17 protein-coding genes are annotated in these 20,800 nt (G+C 47.5%); 13 read left to right on the top strand and 4 right to left on the bottom strand.

Features of this window, described 5'->3' with window-relative positions; translation table 11 throughout:
• Nucleotides 1-35 precede the first annotated feature (35 nt).
• Nucleotides 36-410 (top strand): transmembrane 220 family protein, encoded by a 375-nt coding sequence (locus FN124_RS06560; RefSeq protein ID WP_142683942.1) that lies wholly within the window; start codon nucleotides 36-38, stop codon nucleotides 408-410.
• Between the two features lie 300 nt (nucleotides 411-710).
• On the opposite strand, the gene FN124_RS06565 is transcribed toward FN124_RS06560, so the two are convergent.
• A complete protein-coding gene (locus FN124_RS06565) occupies nucleotides 711-2,948 on the bottom strand; it encodes an alpha-L-rhamnosidase-related protein (RefSeq protein WP_142683943.1) in 2,238 nt (745 codons plus the stop codon).
• Between the two features lie 235 nt (nucleotides 2,949-3,183).
• Between FN124_RS06565 and FN124_RS06570 the strand changes: the two genes are divergently transcribed.
• The 5 genes from FN124_RS06570 (at nucleotide 3,184) to FN124_RS06590 (ending at nucleotide 6,634) form a co-directional block, all read left to right on the top strand.
• Entirely contained in the window at nucleotides 3,184-3,627 is a 444-nt protein-coding gene (locus FN124_RS06570; RefSeq protein ID WP_185937114.1) for a DinB family protein, read from the top strand.
• 66 nt (nucleotides 3,628-3,693) lie between these two features.
• A complete protein-coding gene (locus tag FN124_RS06575) occupies nucleotides 3,694-4,434 on the top strand; it encodes an SDR family oxidoreductase (RefSeq protein ID WP_142683945.1) in 741 nt (246 codons plus the stop codon).
• Nucleotides 4,435-5,070: 636 nt separating this feature from the next.
• Complete coding sequence (locus tag FN124_RS06580) at nucleotides 5,071-5,523, top strand: MarR family winged helix-turn-helix transcriptional regulator (protein ID WP_142683946.1); 453 nt, start codon at nucleotides 5,071-5,073, stop codon at nucleotides 5,521-5,523.
• Between the two features lie 58 nt (nucleotides 5,524-5,581).
• The gene (locus tag FN124_RS06585) at nucleotides 5,582-6,016 is read left to right on the top strand and encodes a DoxX family protein (protein WP_142683947.1); all 435 of its coding nucleotides are present in this window, start codon (nucleotides 5,582-5,584) and stop codon (nucleotides 6,014-6,016) included.
• A gap of 30 nt (nucleotides 6,017-6,046) precedes the next feature.
• Entirely contained in the window at nucleotides 6,047-6,634 is a 588-nt protein-coding gene (locus FN124_RS06590) for a YceI family protein (protein ID WP_142683948.1), read from the top strand.
• A 60-nt stretch (nucleotides 6,635-6,694) separates the two neighbouring features.
• On the opposite strand, the gene FN124_RS06595 is transcribed toward FN124_RS06590, so the two are convergent.
• Together FN124_RS06595 and FN124_RS06600 are read right to left on the bottom strand one after the other, a co-directional pair.
• On the bottom strand, nucleotides 6,695-7,978 hold the full coding sequence (locus FN124_RS06595; RefSeq protein ID WP_142683949.1) for a DEAD/DEAH box helicase: 1,284 nt from the start codon (nucleotides 7,976-7,978) through the stop codon (nucleotides 6,695-6,697).
• Between the two features lie 122 nt (nucleotides 7,979-8,100).
• Complete coding sequence (locus FN124_RS06600; protein WP_142683950.1) at nucleotides 8,101-8,625, bottom strand: YceI family protein; 525 nt, start codon at nucleotides 8,623-8,625, stop codon at nucleotides 8,101-8,103.
• A 159-nt stretch (nucleotides 8,626-8,784) separates the two neighbouring features.
• On the opposite strand from FN124_RS06600, the gene FN124_RS06605 reads away from it, so the two are divergent.
• Nucleotides 8,785-9,540, top strand: coding sequence for a DUF4184 family protein (locus FN124_RS06605; RefSeq protein ID WP_142683951.1), 756 nt, complete (start codon nucleotides 8,785-8,787; stop codon nucleotides 9,538-9,540).
• On the opposite strand, the gene FN124_RS06610 is transcribed toward FN124_RS06605, so the two are convergent.
• Nucleotides 9,516-10,202, bottom strand: a complete 687-nt coding sequence (locus FN124_RS06610; RefSeq protein WP_142683952.1) for an SMI1/KNR4 family protein — start codon at nucleotides 10,200-10,202, stop codon at nucleotides 9,516-9,518. The genes FN124_RS06605 and FN124_RS06610 overlap by 25 nt on opposite strands.
• Before the next feature lie 22 nt (nucleotides 10,203-10,224).
• Here FN124_RS06610 and FN124_RS06615 point away from each other — a divergent pair, with 22 nt between their 5' ends.
• The 6 genes from FN124_RS06615 to FN124_RS06640 all read left to right on the top strand — a co-directional run bounded on the left by FN124_RS06615 (nucleotide 10,225) and on the right by FN124_RS06640 (nucleotide 20,747).
• The gene (locus FN124_RS06615; RefSeq protein ID WP_142683953.1) at nucleotides 10,225-10,491 is read left to right on the top strand and encodes a DUF1697 domain-containing protein; all 267 of its coding nucleotides are present in this window, start codon (nucleotides 10,225-10,227) and stop codon (nucleotides 10,489-10,491) included.
• Nucleotides 10,492-10,581: 90 nt separating this feature from the next.
• Nucleotides 10,582-11,055: an RNA polymerase sigma factor gene (locus tag FN124_RS06620; RefSeq protein ID WP_142683954.1), complete on the top strand. Its 474-nt coding sequence runs from the start codon at nucleotides 10,582-10,584 to the stop codon at nucleotides 11,053-11,055.
• Nucleotides 11,056-11,059: 4 nt separating this feature from the next.
• Entirely contained in the window at nucleotides 11,060-11,590 is a 531-nt protein-coding gene (locus FN124_RS06625) for a hypothetical protein (protein WP_142683955.1), read from the top strand.
• A gap of 102 nt (nucleotides 11,591-11,692) precedes the next feature.
• Nucleotides 11,693-15,709 carry a hybrid sensor histidine kinase/response regulator gene (locus FN124_RS06630; protein WP_260607347.1) on the top strand — a complete coding sequence of 1,339 codons (4,017 nt, stop codon included), beginning with the start codon at nucleotides 11,693-11,695 and terminating at the stop codon, nucleotides 15,707-15,709.
• 227 nt (nucleotides 15,710-15,936) lie between these two features.
• Nucleotides 15,937-19,059 (top strand): SusC/RagA family TonB-linked outer membrane protein, encoded by a 3,123-nt coding sequence (locus FN124_RS06635; protein ID WP_142683957.1) that lies wholly within the window; start codon nucleotides 15,937-15,939, stop codon nucleotides 19,057-19,059.
• A gap of 17 nt (nucleotides 19,060-19,076) precedes the next feature.
• On the top strand, nucleotides 19,077-20,747 hold the full coding sequence (locus FN124_RS06640; RefSeq protein WP_142683958.1) for a RagB/SusD family nutrient uptake outer membrane protein: 1,671 nt from the start codon (nucleotides 19,077-19,079) through the stop codon (nucleotides 20,745-20,747).
• Nucleotides 20,748-20,800 lie beyond the last annotated feature (53 nt).

A 20,800-nucleotide genomic window follows, 5' to 3' on the forward strand; every position in this document is an offset into this window, starting at 1 on the left:
TCTTTTGTGTATGTTTAAGCCCTAATCTTTGCGTCATGAAAATATTGAATGTTGTGTTTTGCCTGATGTTTGTTTTGTTTGCAGGCTTGCAGTATAACGATCCTGATCCTTACGTGTGGATGCCCATCTACCTTTACAGTGCCCTGCTTTGCTGGCTGGCTTCGCGTAACCGCTTTTACCCGAAATGGTATATTGCGGGTATACTGGTATACCTGGCCTACGCCATATATAAGTTCTTTGACCAGAACGGTGTGGAAGACTGGTTCACCAAACACAATGCAGAGAACCTTGCTGAAACCATGAAAGCTACCAAACCCTGGATTGAAGAAACACGGGAATTCTTTGGATTGTTCATTTGCATTGGCGCATTGGCGATAAATTATTTTTACGCGAAGAAAAAGCGCGCGTAGATCGCCTTCGGCGATGCGAGTTTTGTCCTGGAACACTGATTACGCTGATTATACTGATTAGTTTGATTTTATTTTTTGGGATTTTTAGAGATAAGCGGATATGTTCGTTTATGCCTTTCCTTAAAAGATAGCAATAAGGCAAATCTGCATAATCCGATGAAAGCGATGGTTATTATAATTATTAAGGGAGATAAGAGTGGTATTCGCTCTTATCTCCCTTAATAATTTATAAAATTAAAAAATAAAATCAAACTAATCAGTATAATCAGCGTAATCAGTGTTCCAAGACAAAATTCGCGATCAGAGCGAAATTTCCTGCGGGCCTCCATACAAAGTGATCTCTTTACCACGCCAGCGGAATTTGCCGGTTATACCGAACGGGACTACAACGGTACCGGTTACACGATTATTCTTAAATATCAGGTCTACCTTAATTAAACCCTCGGGGTGTACCATAGTAGCTTTTACCTGCGGCGATGTGCCGGGATCTGGTGCAATCAATACTGTTCTGAAGCCATAGGAAGCCGGTTGGATACCTGCGGTGATACCCAGCAGGAAAAGATTGGCCACAGCAGCATTTGCCTGGTAAGCTGCAGCGTTGTTTTGTTCCAGCAGTATTGCGAGCGACTGCAATTCGGCAGGGAAAGTTTCTGTAACACCGGTTTCCTGCATTGCTTTAAAAATATAATACTTTTCGCGCAGCGATTCTTCCCCGGGCGTTTTTTCAGCCAGTAAACGCTGCATTACATTTTTCACCTGCCGGGGCGGTACTGCCTGTGCCAGCACCGCCATGGCATTGGTATAACGGGAAAATGTTTTCTTTGCTGCGGTTTCTGCATACAATCCTTTCCCTGCATCATAACACTGCTGGTACCATACCTCCCTCAGTTTATCGGCCGTGCGTGTATAGGTAAGCGAGTCGGTCGTTTTATCGCAATAACCAGCAATAACAGCCGCCTGACGGAGGGCATACAGGTACTGACCCGTGGCTGGCGACAATGCCACACTATCGTCGTAAGGCATACTGCCAGGCAGGCCCGTAGCCGGGTCCTGGTAGCGATCCACCCAGTCGAGGATGCTGCGTATCCCGGGAAAACATTGTTTCGCTAATTCCTTATCCGCCCTGTAAAGTAAATAATCCTGAACAGCACCGATCCATGCCAGTGCATCCGTTACTGATACCAGCCGGTCGTTCGACGGGTAACGGGAACGGACCAGTCCTTCCGGAATGCGCGACTGATCCGTTTGTACCAACGCATTTCTCAACAGTCGATCATCTCCCGAAAAAAAACTGATGGCAAGCCCCTGGATACGGGCATCCTGTATGTATTGCAGTTGCTCGCTGAAAGGATCATTGTACAGGTTATCCTGCGCTCCGTTAAGTGCGGCTCTTTTGCCGGCCGCCCACAGCGAGTCGGCCATTGCGCCGGCGCTGAAAGCCGACCTGTCGTTCAGCAGGTACTGCGTATATACGTTGTAGTAATCGACCAATGTGAGGGGCGACCGCCCCGTTTCGATATCCAGCTGCACATACCTGAAACTTCTATAGCCCGAGGGCGTGAATTTACGACGGGTGCCGCCATCCGGGTGTATTATATCCTTTATCACCGTACTGCTGGCATATGCCGGCCGGTAGGTAATGCTGATAGCTGCTTCCAATCCGCCGCTGATCAGCATTTCAGGGAAGCCGATGGTTTGCTGCCCGGCATCGAGCAGCAGTGTCACTTTTCGTTTAGCCGGTATAGTTAGTGGAGATGTACCTTTCAGCAACCCCATGCCTGCGGTTGCGCCCTGTTGTGAAACAATAGCGGGGAACGATTGCCGCTCCTGGTGCAGGCGGCCAATGGGCGATGGCATAAGTAAAGGCCAGCTGCCCGCGCTACGACCTTGCAGGGCCACCCCGGCAGCAGTTGTGGCAACCTCCCAGGCGCTATCATTATATGCAGGCTGTTCCCAGCCCCAGGGATGATACTGTGCCGTGATGCTATCGCCGTGATAAGCGCCGTAGAAAACATTATCCGCGGTTATTACCGGGGCGGGGTGTAGGGATTCATCTTCCATTACCTTCCAGGAGGCCGTTCCGGTATTGATAATAGCCGCCTCCCTGGGCGTATGTCCCTGGATCAGCAGGCCCGTTGCTTTGCTGAACTGGCCCCGTGGCATATGCGGGCCGAAGTTCACTACTTCCGCAGCAATGATGTTGGGGCCATATTTCAGGTAAGCGCTGATATCGATAGTTTCGTAATACCAGTTGGCCAGGTCGGATCGTGCAGGTCCCATGCCGGCTAACCGGCCGTTTACATACAAACGGTAACGGTTATCCGCAGAGAGATGAATAATAAAGGGGCCGGAATAATTGAGCAGCTGGAACTGTTTCCGGAAAAGGAACACGCCGTAGGCGGAAGGAGTGGCATCGCCGGCCGTGATCCACCGGGCGTCCCAGCGGGTGGGAATATTACCGTTCTTTTCCTGCGCTGGCAGGGCGGTGGCCAATCCCATGAGTGCCGGCAACAACAGGCATCGTAACAGGTATTTCATAGAAGGAGGTTATAGGTAGTCAGGATATATCGATCGCATACAAATATATTAAATATATTATTAAGATGAATAAGGCCGTGCGAAGAGTCTGCCACCGCTGGAAAATGTTCGTATATTCATCCTCCCTTAAAACTCACCAGATGAAAAAAACGCTATTAAACCGGACCCGGGATATTACTCCACTTATATCAACCTTGTACCGGACGTAGACCTTAAAACCGCGCTGGAGCAGTCGTTGCAAACACTGAACGAATTAGATGCAGCAGCGCTGGAGCCATTGGGTAATTATGCCTATGGACCAGATAAATGGCCCCTGAAGAATGTGCTTCAGCATATTACCGATACGGAGCGGGTATTTTCTTTCCGTGCCTTGTTATTTGCGCGGAAAGACACCCAGGTGCCGCCGGGAATGGAACAGGACGACTATGCCGCCAATGCGGAAATAGATGAGCGGAGCGTAGCAGAAATACTGGCGGAGCTGAAAGCAGTGCGTAATGCCAGTATTATGCAGTTCAACAATTTTTCAGAAGCAGCACTGTTAAGAACCGGTATGAGCTGGAAAACGGAACTTTCGGTACTTGCACTTGGATTTGCGATAGCAGGGCACCAGGCACATCATCTGAACATACTCCGTGAAAAGTACCTCCAGCCCAATTCTAACATGAAGGTTAGTATTTAACAATTATCACTCCTCTTCTTTACCTGGGTTAACCGGTCTAGTTTTGCCAGCATAAAATCATTTATTATGAAACGTCTGGAAAATAAGATAGCCCTGGTAACAGGAGGTAGTCGCGGTATGGGCGCCGCCATTGTAAAACGTTTGGCTGGAGATGGCGCCACGGTAGTATTTACCTATGTAAAAGGTGCTGCGCCGGCAGCAGCGCTGGTGGAGGAGTTAACTGTCCAAGGGCAGAAAGTGACCGCAATAGCGGCAGACAGCGCCGATGTGAACGCGGTGATCGCGGCGGTGGATCATACCGTTAACAGTTATGGCCGTATAGACATACTCGTTAACAACGCCGGCACTGCAGTAATGAAAGAATTTTCAGATTATACCCTGGAAGATTACGAGCATACAATGGCCGTAAACACCCGTGCAGTATTTATGGCCACCCAGGCAGCTACGCGGCATATGGGCAGCGGCGGCAGGATCATCACTATCGGCAGCTGTATGGCCGACCGTGTAGTGGGGCCGCAAGGTACGTTGTACAGCATGAGCAAATCCGCGCTTACAGCTTTCAATAAAGGGCTGGCACGCGACCTGGGGGCAAGGGGCATCACCACCAACCTGGTACAACCCGGACCGGTAGATACAGATATGAACCCCGCTGATGGCCCTCATGCGGAGTATCAGCGCCAGCATATTGCACTGGGCCACTATGGCACCGCCACTGATGTTGCCGACCTGGTAGGTTTCCTGGCGGGCCCGGAAAGTGGATTTATCAATGGTTCTGCACTGACGATTGACGGAGGACTAAATAGTTAAGCGGAAATTGTCCTGGAACACTGATTATGATGATTATAATGATTAGCTTGATTTTATTTTTAGATTTTGTTTGTAAAATCAGGGGAGATATTGGGAGATAGAACATTAGGCTTTTTACTATAAGGGAGATATGAGCTTTTTATTCGCTTATATCTCCCTTAGTAGTTATAAAAAATATAATCACTTTCTCTCTCCAGGGATAAAATCAAACAAATCGACGTAATCAATGTTTCAGGGCAAATTTCCCACTGTGGGCGGCTTCAAAATAGATTGGCAAATAATTTCTTTATCTACCAAAAAGTAAAGTCAAACTAATCAGCGCATTCAATGCTCCCGGCCAATCCCCGCTGAAGCTGGCTTCCAAAAAACAACAGCCGGTAGTCACTTTTATCTACCCAAAAAAATAAATCAAACAAATCATTATAATCATCATAATCAGTGTTCCAAGACAAATTCCCCTGCCTGAATGCGAAACCATAAACAGCAAACAATCGCTTTATCCCCCCAAAAATAAAATCAAACTAATCACCATAATCATCATAATCAGTGTTCCAAGACAAATTCCCCACCCACAAATTTGGTAATTTGAAAAATACACCTACCTTTGTTGTATAAACAATAGTTGTAAATGTAATTATGAAACTGGAAGAGGAACTGAAGCAGACCCGGTTTAAGGACGAATACCAGAAAGCCATGCTGAATATCATATTTACCGGCAATTGGCTGGAAGTATGGACTTCACAGATACTGAAGCAATACGACCTGTCGAGCCAGCAATTCAATGTATTACGGATACTTCGCGGAAGCAGTCCAAGCCCCTTAAACCTCCTGGATATACAGGAGCGAATGATGGACAGGATGAGCAATGCCACCCGGCTGGTGGAAAAACTCCGCCAGAAGGGCTTACTTACCCGTAAGCAGTGCGACAGTAACCGCAGGAAAGTGGAAATTGAGATCACCGAAAAAGGACAGGCCCTGTTAAAGGAACTCGATCCTGTAATGGAGAAAAGCCACCTGGAACTAACACAAAAGCTCACTGTAGCAGAAGTGAATACCATCAACAAATTACTGGATAAACTCCGCGACTGATTTTTTTTGCCCTAACACTTGTATATACAATAAAAGTACAAACGCTAATAAATATCTTATGTTCAAAAGAATACTTCGCACAGACGATCATCTCACATCCTTTATTATCCGTATTACCGTGGCCCTGGTAATGTTGCCCCACGGCGCCCAGAAATTACTCGGCATGTTCGGCGGCTATGGATTCAAAGCCACTATGAGCTACTTCACTTCCCAGGGCACACCGGCTATCCTTGCTTTTCTTGTCATCTTTACCGAGAGCATCGGTTCCCTGCTGCTGCTTTTGGGATTTACTACCAGAATATGGGCAGCAATGCTGACCGTTATCATGCTGGTAGCCATGAATATTCACTCTGCCAACGGATTCTTTATGAACTGGGGCGGTACACAACCGGGAGAAGGATTTGAATATCACTTACTGGTGATCGGTATCAACATTGCCCTGATCATCAAAGGCGCCGGACGCTGGTCTGTTGACCGTCAGCTTTCCAAATAAACAATTAACTAAATTCAATAAAAAACAATCATGAAAAAAGGTTTCTTTTTCACCACCCTCCTGGTACTGGCCAGCATCACTACCTTTGCTCAGGTAAAATGGAACGCGGACCCCGCGCATACCAGCATCATCTTTGGCGTGAAGCATTTAGGCCTGAGCTATGTTCAGGGCCATTTCACTAAATTCAATGGTACCATTGAAACTGCCGACAGCACCAATTTCCAGAATGCAAAAGTAGATTTCACCGTAGATGCCTCCAGCATCTCCACCGGTGTTGATCAGCGTGACGGGCACCTGAAAACAGATGACTTCTTTAATGTGGCTGAATATCCATCCATCACCCTGAAAAGCGTGTCTTTGAAAAAAGTATCAGGAGATAAATATGTATTGTTAGCAGACCTTACTATCCGCAACACTACAAAACGTGTAACCTTTGACGTTACTTACAACGGTGTGATCAAAGATCCATGGGGTTTAAGAAGAGCAGGCTTCACTGCAAAAACCACCATTAACCGTCTTGATTTCGGCGTAAAATATGCAGACAAATTACCTTCCGGTGTATGGGCAGTAGCACCCACTGTTGATGTCACTGTAAACGTGGAAGCAGTAAAACAATAGTTACAGGTTTAGAGAATATGTTTGAATGGCGGTCCCGGTATTAAGCCGGGACCGTTTTGTTTATTTCTTTTTTGCCTTCTTCTTCAAATTTGCCGCCGCTCTCTTCTTCACTTTCTTCTGCAGCTGTTCCATCTCTTTATTATGCTCATCCAGCAATAGCTGCCAGTTGTCGTTGGGGATATCTTCAGAGAAGCTGATGGTTTCCCGGTAATCATCTTTATTGATCTTCATTTCAGTAATTTCTTTACCAAGGAACTTCTGGATCTCATCAAGGATGGGCCTTTCTTCTGTACTGCAGAAAGAAACAGCCTGGCCTTTCTGTACACCGCGCCCGGTACGGCCTACACGGTGTACGTAATTTTCCGGCACATCGGGTAAGTCGTAATTCACTACATAGTCTACATTGGGGATATCAATACCGCGGGCATTTACATCTGTGGTAACCAGCACTTTGATATCGCCTTTTTTGAACTCCTCCATTACATCCAGGCGATCGCCCTGCTCCTTGCCACCGTGCATGGTAAGGGATTTGATGCCGATACGGGCCATAGCCGCCATTACCCGTTCTGCACGCACTTTGGTGCGTACAAATACGAGGATCTTGCTTTCAGGAAATTCTTTGATCAGTCTTTCCAGGAAAAAACGCTTATCATCCATTTCCACAAAAGCTACCGCATGGCTTACATTTTTGGCAACAGGATCTTTGGGAGATATTTGTATGCGGATAGGATTATTCACTACGGAATATGCCAGGTCTTTTATGTCTTTGTTCAGGGTAGCAGAGAAAAAGAGGGTCTGATGCTCGCGTGGAACGTGTTTGATCACATCGCGGATATCCCGGATAAAACCCAGGTCCAGCATATGATCGGCCTCATCAAGCACGAGGATCTGTACCTGGCTGAGGTCAATATGCCCCTGGTTGATCTGGTCGAACATCCGGCCGGGTGTGGCAATAAGCACATCCACACCTTTTTCCAGCACTTTAATCTGCGGCCCCTGGTCCACTCCCCCTACGAGGGCGAGAATGGAGAGGTCGGTATACTGTGCGATTGACTGGAAAACTTCTGCGATCTGGATAGCGAGCTCCCGGGTAGGTACCATGACAAGGCATTTCACCTCGTATTTACCCTTCCGGTAGCGGCGGTCCTGCTGTTGCAGGCGGTGCAGAATGGGAATGGCGAAAGCAGCCGTTTTACCGGTGCCGGTTTGTGCTACGGCCATTACATCATCCCCATTAAGGATGGAGGGAATTGCCTTAAACTGTATGTCTGTAGGCTTTTTAAAGCCCATTTCTGCTAAACTTTCCTTTATTTCCGGGGAGATATTATACTGTTCAAATTTCATGTGCTACTATTGGAAAGCACAAAGATAGCCAATAGGCGTTAGCTTTCCTTTTTTAACCAAATGGCCGCGGAGAAGAAAGGAAATCCTTCTTCTCCGCGGCCATTTTTGCTTATGGGTGAAAATTATTCTTTCACCAGCTGTATTTCCATGTTAAGTTTTACTTCATCACTAAGTACAATTCCGCCGGCTTCAGTGGTGGCGTTCCAGCGTAAGCCGTAATCCGCCCTGTGAAGGCGGCCTTTGAGCGCAAAGCCTGCCTTTGTTTGCCCGTATGGATCTACAGTTACTCCTCCATGCAATACATCCAGTTCAATGGGATGTGTTTCTCCTTTAATCGTCAGCTCACCAAGTAATTTGTACTTCTCGTCATCTATTTTCTTTACTCTTTTAGAAACGAAACTGATCTTCGGGTGATTGGTAGCGTCAAAAAATTCACCATTGCGTAAATGCTCGTCGCGTTGCTTGTTCTGTGTGTCAATACTATCCGCTGCTGCTTCAAAAGAGATCCTGGCGTCACGAAAATCGTCGCTCTCTGTTTGAATGGTCCCGGTAAAACGGGTAAAATATCCGCTCACGTTTGTAATCATGAGATGCTTAACTTTGAATCCTATTTCGCTGTGTGATTCATCAATTTTCCAGTTTGCCATAGCACATTGTTTTTATGTTTTCAAAGACTTAATAAAAATAAGTGTAAATCATGGCAACAGCGTTGGACATTTTACCGGAAATGATGGACGATTATAACATTAACATTTCGTTATAAGATTTATTAAAATTCAATTAAATTTATAAGACAATTCCCTAAGATGCCATTTACGATTTCACACGCAGCGATTGTTGTTCCCTTTACAAATACCTCCCGCAAATACCTGTCAGCAACCGGTTTAATTATCGGCAGCATGGTACCCGATTTTTTGTACTTCATCTTACTGAACCCTTATTTCAATGGCGGGCATCAATGGTGGGGAATTTTCGTATATGACTTACCGTTAGCCATCCTGCTGGCATACGGCTACCACGGAATTATAAAACCGGTAGTGATTCCTTACCTGCCGGCATGGGCCAGCGACCGGCTATACCTGTTCAGGCCGTTTAACTGGGATGCCTATTTCCGTGAACATTATGCCGTAGTGATCTACTCCATCCTCATTGGCGTGCTCACCCATTTCTTCCTGGATGCATTCACACATCAGGAAGGAAAATTTGTGTCACATATACACTTTTTACAAAAGGATATTACAGTGGGGCGTCATCCCATGAAAATGTGGTACCTGATGCAATATATCAGTTCTGTAGCAGGTTTGCTGGTGATGCTTTATTTCTTCCTGAAACTGCCCAGGGTAAATAATCTTCCAAAAGTGTCCATGCGGCTGAAAGCCCGCTTCTGGGCTATACTGGCTGTTTTAAGCGGACTGGTGTTATTGCTGAATGAGCATTTCCATCATATCGACTGTAAGAACATGGATTACCTGGCCACCGCATTGGGGGGCGTTTTCTACGGGTTGCTGCTTACCGTTGGGTGGTATTGGTGGGTCACTTATTCATCGCGGTCGATGCGGTAGCTCCATTCCATTTGCAGCGTGCTCATAATAGCATTGTATTTCTCTTCCCGGTTAGTGCCTGTATAAATGCCATTCACCTGCCCGTTTTGTTCCGTAGTGAATACCAGGATATCTTCATAATCGTTGGTGAAAAAACGCAGCAGCTGGTTGGAAATACCGGTTTGCTCCTGCCAGTTGGCGGTGACATGGGCAATACGTTCCGGTGTAAGATCCTCTTCCAGGTCGGTGAAAGCCGTATGGGCAAGTCCGCCTAAAGCACCGTTCCACCAGGCCATCGACAATAAAAAGTGTTCTGTGGTATCAGCATCGGTAAACCATTCTCTCCGGGCACTGTCGTACGTACCGTATACCGGCGGATTGGGCATGCCCAGGTCTGCCTTTTCAATCCCCCATAACACCACCGCCTGGTTCTCTTCATAAAAGACCAGGTGGTCATCTTCCGAAAATCCAATTTCTCCCAGGGAAGTTAAACGGTTAAAACTATCGTTCACCATTTTGTTTTTACCTATGGTAAGATAATATTGGCGCAGGGTTGCAGGTAACTGAATCTTCAGGCGGTTTTCCAGTGCTGCAATTTCTGCTTCCGAATACCCCTGATTGACATCTTCCGGTAAGTTGTATAATTTGTGGATGATCTGTAAATAGTGCATGATAACAAACATACAAAGTAAAGTTGATAACCATATGACCAGATACGTTGCTTTTTTAAGAGCGGTGAATGTCGGAAAAAGGATCGTGAAGATGGAGCACCTGCGACAGCTGCTGGATGCAGCAGGCTTCAAAAACGTAACCACCTATATACAGAGCGGGAATGTGATGTTTGCTTCCCGCAGCAATAATGCTGCGGCGTTATCAGAGAAAATAGAAAAGCTGTTGCTGGCCACTTATGTGATTGCACGACTGGAAAAAAACTGGGCATCCCCTGCACTACCCGCAACTGGGCAACAGTAAACAAGCTAATCTGGTAAAGGATTGAAGATATTTTTTGGTGAGAGTGTAAGTTTTTTCCACGCAATACAACTAACCAGGTAAATAAACTGTATGGACCAATCCGCATTTCCCGATACGATACAGCAGCACCAGGGCATCCTGCATAAGTTGTGCCGCCTGTACCGCGACAGCCGGGAAGACAGGGAGGATCTGTTCCAGGAGATGATCTACCAGCTGTGGAAATCCTATCCTTCATTTGCAGGCAATGCCCGCATCAGTACATGGATCTACCGGGTGGCGCTCAATACCGCGCTGGCGGACTTCCGGCGTAAACAACCGCGTATCACCTATACCGATAGCTTACCCGATATACCCGATAACAGCGGACAGCCTACATCTGTGCAGCAGGATCAGCTTTTTGCCGCGCTCAAACAGCTGAGCGATGCAGAGAAAGCCATCATCGCGCTATACCTGGAAGATATGAGCTACCAGGAAATTGCTGATATCATCGGGATAGATGAAAATTATGTAGGCGTAAAACTCAACAGGATTAAAAGTAAGATCAAAAACATTTTAAAATTATAATTATATGGATCCTTTAAAATCAGCCTGGGACAGCACTCCCACCCCCAGCAGCAACATTGCCGCCATTATGAGCCGGCATACTTCTCCCGTATTAAAAGATATCAGGAAACAGGTAATACTGGAAGCCATCGGGTACAGTATTTTCCTCCTGGTGTACTACGACTTTTTTGACGGCGACAAAAAACCTTTTTACCTGAACCTGTTGCTGGTTGCTTCTGTATTGTGCATGCTTGCACAAAGCGTTACCGGTTATATACTGGCCCGTTATCCTGCGGCAGAATATAACCTGCTGGAAAGTATGCGGAAAAAACTGCAGCACATCAGGAAATATGCCCTGGTTTCTATCTTCACAAAAGTCCTTGCCTTTGCCGGTATCTTTGCCTTCTTCATTTTAAGTGTCCGCTGGACACAATACAAGTCCCTCCTGATGATCCTGCTCGTCCTTGTTATTGCGGCACAGGCATATTTCCAATGGAAAATATGGGCAGGAAGGATTTACCGGGTGAAGCAAACAATAGAAGAATTAAACCCATAAACAGATTTTATTGGTGGTAATCTCTGGCAGAAATAATAGCTTTATAGCTGTTAAAATGAGCCTATGCACGGTGTGAGGAAAATCTGTTTTATCATATTATTGTTGAGCATTATAACGGGAGATAGCTTCGCTATCAACTATCCCATCAGGTACCTGGGTATAGAAGACGGTCTTTCGAACAATGCCGTTCTCAGCGTATACCAGGACCACAAAGGGTTTATGTGGTTTGGCACTTATGATGGACTGAACAGGTTTGACGGATACAAATTCAGGATCTACCGTAATAAGATCAACGACAGCACTTCTCTCCTGGATAACGGCGTATACACCCTGGCAGACGATACCCATCACCAGCTTTGGGTGGGCGGCCGCAGAGGCGTTTGTGTATTTAACCCGGTAAGCGAAAAATTCTCATTGCCCCGTTATACCCCTCTTAACAGCAAAGGGGCGCGTATCATCAGCGAAAATACCCATACCATTAAATCAGATGAAGCCGGCAACATTCTGATAGGCACAGAAAAAAGCGGGTTGCTGCTGTTCAACAACCAGCAGGCTACCGGCAAACAGATTCCTTTAACAACAAACCGTGGCGGTATTACCGGTTATGAAGTAACCGCCATTGAATTCAGCGGCACTGCCGCCTGGGTATTTGTACAGGATATAGGCTTATGCCGGTATGATATAACCAGGCAGCAGTTAACCATCATCAACAGGGACATTACCAGGGGCAACTGCCTTACTGCCGATAAGGCCGGCAATATCTGGCTGGGAACAGATACCGGTATATTCCGTTATGTTCCATCTACCGGCAAATACACCGGGAATGTGTTACCTGTAAACAGCAAAATGGTGAACCTGTACATTGGTAACGACGGCATAATGTGGAGCGCCTCCGATGGCAACGGTATTTACCTGGTAAATACATTAAACAGTACCGCCAGTTCTTTTACCTCTGCCGGCGAACAACAACTGAGCAGTAACGCCGTGTACTCCATTTATGAAGACCGCCAGGGCCGGAAGTGGATTGGCACCCTGCGCGGCGGTATCAATATCGTGGAACCAAAACCCAACCCTTTTGAACTAAATATCCCCAACAACGATCCTGTGGCCAGGGTGGTGGAAAATTTTATCTTCTCTTTTTGTGAAGACAAATACCAGAATATCTGGATAGGTACCGATGGTGGGGGGCTTAAATACTGGAACCGGGAGCACAACAGCTGGACTACCTACAGCCATACCGGGAACAACAAAACAGGGATCAGCAGTAATTTTATAACCTCCATTGTACAGGATGCCCGGCAGGACCTGTGGATCTCCACCTGGTTTGGAGGCGTAAACCGCTATAACCCCGCCACCCGATCCTTTGAGCATTTTGTATGTTTTAATCCCCACACCCGGGCGGCCGAAAATAACGTATGGCTGGTATACGAAGACCGGCAGCAACAGGTTTGGGCCAGCACTACCAACAATGGTACCCTGTACCGGTTTAACCGGCAGCAAAACCGCTTCGAGCTTTTTGACAGCAGCCTGGTGAACCTGCAATGCCTGGCGGAAGACCAGGACGGACAACTGTGGGGAGGCAACTATTCCACTCTTATCCGGATAGACCAGGACCGGAAACAGCACCAGCGTTTTAACATAGGGTATACTGTGCGCTCCATCCACCAGGACCGGAACGGAGCATTCTGGATAGGTACAGACGGCGGCGGACTATTGCGATTTGACCGGAAAAAAGGAAATTATACACGATTCACCACCTCAGAAGGACTTCCCAGCAACTCCATCCTGCGGATGCTTGAAGACAAAAGCGGCAACCTTTGGCTCAGCACTTTTAACGGGTTATCAAGATTTGACCCACAGAAAAAGAGCTTCCGTAATTTTTCCGCCTCCGATGGGCTCCAGAGTAACCAGTTCAGTTTTAACGCCGCCCTGAAGTTACAATCCGGCGAGATGCTGTTTGGCGGTATCAAAGGGTTCAATATATTTTATCCTGACAGTATCTACACTCAAACTACCATCCCACCGGTGCTGTTAACCGCCGTGAGGATTAATAATACCTCCGTTACGGAGCAGGACCAGTATGTGTCTGAACGGAGCCAGGAAGAGATCCGGGAAATAACTGTACCCTACGATAAAGCCACCATTGCATTTGACTTTGTGGCGCTGGAATATACCCTGCCGGACAAGATCAGCTACGCCTACCGCCTGAAGGGATGGGACAACAACTGGAACTACGTGGGCCAAACCAGGACTGCCAACTATACCCATCTGCAGGAAGGAAGCTATATTTTTGAGCTGAAAGCCAGCAATGCCGACGGGTTGTGGAGCCATGCCATACATACTGTATCTGTAGTGGTATTGCCCCCATGGTACAGAACCTGGTGGGCTTACCTCCTTTACATAAGCAGCATTATGGCCGCTATTTACGGGTATATAAAGTATAAAGCACGGGAAGAGAGATTAAAATATGAAATAAAGCTGGCCCATCTTGAAAATGAGAAGGAAAAAGAACTGAATGAGAAGAAGCTCTCTTTCTTCACTAATATTTCCCATGAATTCCGGACGCCTCTTACGCTGATCATCAACCCGCTGAAGGAGCTGCTGCAAAACAGGGACTATCCCGATCTGAGTGTGGTATATCGCAATGCCCGGCGCCTGCTTAGCCTGGTGGATCAGCTCCTGCTATTCCGTAAGGCCGACCGGGAGGCTGATCAGCTGAACCTTTCCAGGCTTGATATTGTACACCTTTGTAAAGAAGTATACCTGTGCTTTTCCGAACAGGCCAGGATAAAACAGATCGATTACCGCTTCCTGTGCCAGTACACGCAACTGGAAATATGTGGCGACAGTGAAAAACTGGAAATCGCTATTTTCAACCTTCTGTCCAATGCCTTTAAATTTACCCCTGAAAACGGGAGTATCACTTTTGAGGTATCCGGCAATGAAACAGATATTGGTATTATTATAACAGACAGCGGTTGTGGCATAGACGGCAGCGCGGGCAACCGGATCTTCGAAAAGTTCCGGCGGGCGCAGGACCGGAAAGAGTCGCTGCAAACTGGCTTTGGGATTGGATTGTACCTGGTGAAACATTTTATTGACAGTCACCATGGCACTATTACCTACCAGAGCGAAATAAACAAAGGCACTTCCTTTCACATTACCCTGAAGAAAGGGAACCTGCATTTTGAGGGCATCTTACTAAGGGAAGATGCGCCGCAAAAATCCGCTTTCCTGGAAGAACTAGCCACAGTGGCTGCTTTACCCAAACCGGAGCACCGGGAAGCGGAAGCTGCCCCCGCCACTACTACCATTACCGAGAAGAAATCCATCCTGCTGATCGACGATCATGACGAAATACGGCAATATCTCCAGCAGCTGTTCCAGGACCGGTTCATTGTATATGAAGCCGACAATGGGACCAGCGGGTTTGCCGCCGTCCAGAAATTTATGCCCGACCTGGTGATCAGCGACATACAAATGCAGGGGATGGATGGAGTGGAGCTTTGTACCAAGATCAAACAAACAGATACCGTGAGTCATATCCCGGTGATCCTGCTTACCGGGTCGTCGGCATCCGATACAAGGCTTCGGGGACTTGAAGGCGGTGCAGATGACTATATCACCAAGCCATTCGACAAAGACCTGCTGATGGCCAAAGTGAATAACATCATTAAGAACCGCAACCTGCTCCAGCAGTATTTCTTTGACCGTATTACCCTGAAAAACAGCAATATTAAAGTACCTGCCGAATACCAGGATTTCCTGAAGCGGTGCATCGAAATTATTGAAGACAACCTGGAAAACGAGGAATTCTCCATTAAAAAGTTCACCCTTGAAATAGGGATGAGCCATTCCAGTTTGTATAAAAAGGTGAAATCCATTTCTGGGCAAACCATAAATTCCTTCATCCGGTCTATCCGCCTCCGGAAAGCCGCCGTACTGTTACTCAAGGAGAACTATACCATAACGCAGGCCGCCATGCAGGTAGGCATTGGCGATGTGAAATACTTCCGCGAACAGTTTGTAAAGCTGTTCGGAATGAACCCCTCCGATTATGTAAAGAAATACCGGCATTCTTTTAACCGGGACTTCAATGTTACAGAAAGTGAGGGGTAAAACTACTGAATCCGCCATGGTTAACGTTTTAGAATGTACTTAGGAGAGAGGTGCCAGGAAATACCCCCTGCTATATTTTACGATTTTACCCCCTTTTTTAAATGATTTACCCCCTCTATGATCTCTGGCAGGCATAGTACATTGCAGCTATCATGATAAGGATGTGTGTATCCTTCATGCAGCCAAAACGGGTTTTCCACTCTTCCAATTCATTAAACTATTACGTTATGAAAAAATTGTTATCCGGAACGGACTATCAGAAGTTTGTCCTTTTGCGGAGCCAACCTTTCCCTTGCCTTCTGCTGGCATTCACTTTATTGCTGATGGGAATGAAAGTGCAGGCGCAACAAGGCACTGTTACAGGAAAAGTATCTGACGCCAGCGAACCGGTGCCCGGTGTTACAGTACGTGTGAAAAATAAGGCAGCCGGCACACTTACAGATGCTACCGGCAAATTTTCTCTCAACGCTGCGCCAGGCGATACCCTGATATTCAACCATATCTCCTACGAGGCGCTGACTGTGCCGGTGAGGAACCTGTCTCCCTTAACAATATCACTGACGCCACTGAGCAAAAGTGTGAATGAAGTGGTAGTAGTGGGATATGGCACCCAGAAAAAGGCCACACTAACCGGGTCTATTTCCGTGGTTAAAGGAGCAGACATTGTGCAGAGCCCCCAACCTAACGTATCGAATGCCCTCACAGGGCGCTTTTCCGGGATCATTGCCAACAACCGTTCCGGTGAACCGGGATACGATGGGTCCCGCATCACCATCCGCGGATTGGCCACCACCGGCAACAACGATGTGCTGATGGTAGTGGACGGGGTGCCCGGGCAGATAGGCGGTTTGGAGCGCCTGGACCCTAATGATATTGAAAGCATCTCCATACTCAAAGACGCATCTGCCGCCGTATATGGCAGCAGGGCGGCCAATGGCGTTATGCTCATTACCACCAAGAGGGGTAAAACCGGTAAACCTGTGATCAATTACAGCTTTAACCAGGGATTTTCCTCCCCCAGCCGCCTGCCTAAAATGGCCGATGCCGCCACTTATGCGCAGATCAGGAATGAGATCCAGTATTATAACAACCCTGCCGGTGGTATGAACCAGTTTTATACCGATGAGCAGATCCAGAAATTCCGCGACGGTTCAGACCCGGTAAATTATCCTAACACCGACTGGCAGAAGGCTACGCTGAAAAAAACAGCTACCCAGAACCAGCATAGTTTATCTGTAAACGGTGGCGGTGAAAATGTACGGTACTATGTGTCTCTCGGTATGATCAACCAGGATGGGTTGTATAAAAGCGGGGTGACCAAATACAACCAGTATAACTTCCGGTCTAATATAGATGCTGATGTGACCAAGCGGTTAAAGGTAAGCCTGTATTTATCCGGCCGCCAGGAAGATCGCCTGTATCCTACTACCAGTGCCGGCGACATTTTCCGGGGTATTTACCGCGCCTACCCAACAGTGCTGGACAGGTATCCCAACGGTTTGCCTACCACCGGTATTGAGAACAATAACCCTATCATGCAGGTAACCGACGCCGGTGGCACTGCCCGCAACCCCACACAGGTATTTAACGGTATCCTGAAAGGATCGTATGCCATCCCTGGTGTAGAAGGCTTATCCCTGGACGGATTCTTATCGGCCGACAAATCCTGGAGCGCCAATAAAGTTTTCAGCACACCTTATAAAGTATACACGTTTAATGCCGCTACACAGTCGTACGACAAAACCGTAGTAGGCGGTTCCAACGGGCTGGCATCCCTTGCCCAGCAACAGCGGAACATGTCGCTGATCACTTCCAATATTAAACTGAACTTTACCCGCCGTTTTGGCCAGCACAATATAACTGCCCTGGTGGGTTATGAGCAAAGCCAAACCAACAGGGATACCCTGGGTGCATCGCGCCTGAATTTCCCGACACCTCAAACACCGGAAATGTCGCAGGGAGGATCTGCCGCTACCGATAAAGACAATTCCGGTACCAGCTACAGCTTCACCAGGAAAAGTTATTTCGGAAGAATTGCCTACGACTATATGGAAAAATACCTGCTGGAAGTACAGGCCCGTTACGACGGCTCCTCTACCTTCCCTAAAGGTGAGCAATATGGTTTCTTCCCGTCAGTATCTGCCGGATGGCGCGTTTCAAAAGAAGAGTGGTTTAAAAACATAAGCTTCATCAATGATCTGAAACTGCGTGGTTCCTATGGTACATTGGGTAACGACAACGTGGGACTGTTCCAGTATTTTGATAACTACTCTTTCGTTAACCAATACGTAGTAGGTGGCCAGATCATACCAGGTATCGATCTTACCAAACTGGGCAACCCGTTCATTACCTGGGAAATTGCCCGGAAAATGGACCTTGGCCTCAATATGGCCTTCCTCCAACACTTTAACCTGGAATTTATTTACTTCCAGCAGAAGCGTTCCAAGATCCTTACCCAGCGTAATGCATCGCTACCGCAAACTTCCGGTATTGTGAATCCGTTTGATCCGAATACACCGCTGGTGCCTGCCGAAAACATCGGTAAGGTGAACAGCAATGGTATTGAAGCTACCCTGGGATATGACAATACCACCGGAGGCGGTTTTCACTACAACGTATCAGGTAACATCACCTACGCAAAAAATAAGATCATCTTTATAGATGAGGCTCCCGGCACCTTGCCTTATCAAAGACAAACCGGCGGCCCGATGAATACCTCCCTGCTGTATGATGCCATCGGCATATTCCGTACAGCCGACGAGCTGAATAAGTATCCCCATCCGGCGGGCACACAACTGGGCGACCTGATTTACAGGGATGTGAACAACGACGGACAAATCAATGCAGACGACCAGGTAAGAACAAAGTATGGCAATATTCCTGAGATCACCTACGGTATTATATTAGGAGGTGATTACAAAGGATTTGATTTGTCGCTGTTATTTGCCGGACAAGCAAACGTGAGCCAGTATGTGCTCCCTGAATCCGGCACCATCGGTAATTACTACAGCAGCTGGGCAGACAACCGCTGGAGCCCTTCCAATCCCAACGGCTCTTATCCAAGGGTAGATGAACGCGCTTCCTCTTCCATCAGCGGCGGCCGCTTTGCCAACACCTTTTGGCTCAACGACGCTTCCTTCCTGCGTTTGAAAAACGTATCGCTGGGCTATACTTTCAGCTCCGGCGTTTTATCACGTATCAAAATTGGCAGCCTGAGAGTATATGCCAACGCATTTAACCTTTTCACTCTTACCAGGGTAAAAGATTATGATCCCGAAGGAACCAGCAGCAGCGGGCAGTTTTACCCCCAACAGCGGATTATCAATTTGGGTGTAAATGTTAGATTCTAAACCAGAAAAAAAAAGTCATGAAAACAACGCACTTTATATACAGCTTAACTTTAGCCGCCGCAGGATTGCTGGCATCCTGCAAGCAGGATTACCTGAACATTACGCCAACAGACCGTATCCTGGGCGAGGCCGTACTGGCCGATTCCGCCCTGTTCCAGAATTATGTGATCAACCGGTACCTGAGCATCAAACTGCAGGACAAGGAAGGAGAAGGTACTAATCCAGGTTTCGGAAGAGGTTTTGAATACGGGTTGTGGAGCTCCATTACCGACGAATCTATTTATAATAATGATGATAATACCTGGGTGATCCAGCAGGGACAGGTAGCGCCGGAAAATACCGGTATTGCGGGTACTATCTGGGGAAGAAGCTATCGCAGTATCCGGGAATGTAACTACGCACTGAATAACATCGACAGCGTGGAAATGAGCGTTGCTCTCCGTAAAAAGCTGACCGCTGAACTGCGCTTTATCCGCGCTTACCGGTACCACGACCTGATCCGCAACTATGGCGGCGTAGTGATGATGGGCGATAAAGAATACCAGCTCACCGACAACCTCACCGACCCGGCATTATTTAAAAGAGCAACCCTGAAGGAATCCATGGATTATGCCGTGAGCGAGCTTACCGCCGCAGCAGCAGACCTGCCGCTCACCAACGATGATAGCTGGAAACTTGGCAGGGCCACCAAAGGCGCCGCACTGGCGCTGAAAGCACGCCTGCTGTTGTATGCCGCCAGCCCTCTTTACAATGTTGGCACCTGGCAGGCAGCTGCCGATGCCGCAAAAGCAGTGATGGACCTGTCGCAATACACCCTGGCGGCAGATTACAGCCAGTTGTTCATAAAGCCGGATAACAACGAAATTATTTTTGGCCGGCGCTATGCCGTGGGCGCGCGCCACGTGTGCCTGGAAATATCCAATGGCCCTAATGGCTACGGAGGATGGGCCGGTAACACACCGCTGCAGAACCTCGTAGACGCTTATGAAATGAAGAACGGTAAACAGATCACCGATCCTGCCTCCGGCTACAATCCGCAAAATCCTTATGCGAACAGGGATGCGCGGTTCTATGCTACCATCCTCTATAATGGCGCTTCTTACCGGGGATCTACCATACAAACATTTTCCCCCGGTGGAAAAGACGGAAAAGATGGCCCTTCCAACTGGAACTCCACCAAAACGGGTTACTATCTCCGCAAATTCATGGACGATAACAACCCTATAGACAATCCCTGGAACGTAGCCGGGTTACAGCCCTGGATCTACATCCGGTATGCAGAGATACTGCTGAACTATGCAGAAGCGCAAAACGAAGCCGTAGGCCCTGATGCCAGTGTATATGCAGCCGTAAACCAGATCCGCCAACGCAGCAGCGTGCAGCAACCCGCACTTACGCCTGGCTTAAGCAAAGACCAGATGCGGACCGCTATTCAACATGAAAGACAGGTTGAACTGGCATTTGAAGAACATCGCTTTTATGATGTACGGCGGTGGAAAACTGCGATCGTAACAGAAAACGTACCCGCTTATGGTATAGACGTTGCCGTTAGTGGCGGCGTATATACCTATACAAGGAAAATAGCGCTGAAGGATCGCCTTTTCAGTGAAAAAAATTACTGGCTGCCTATTCCAAGAGCTGATATACTGGCCTCCAACGGGCAACTGGAGCAGAACAAAGGCTATTAAATCCTCATCCGCTTCACACAAAGTCGCCGCGTTGACTTTCCGGTTGTCATAAT

It is taken from the genome of Chitinophaga polysaccharea (assembly GCF_902150045.1).
GTDB classification, from domain to species: Bacteria; Bacteroidota; Bacteroidia; order Chitinophagales; family Chitinophagaceae; genus Chitinophaga; species Chitinophaga polysaccharea_A.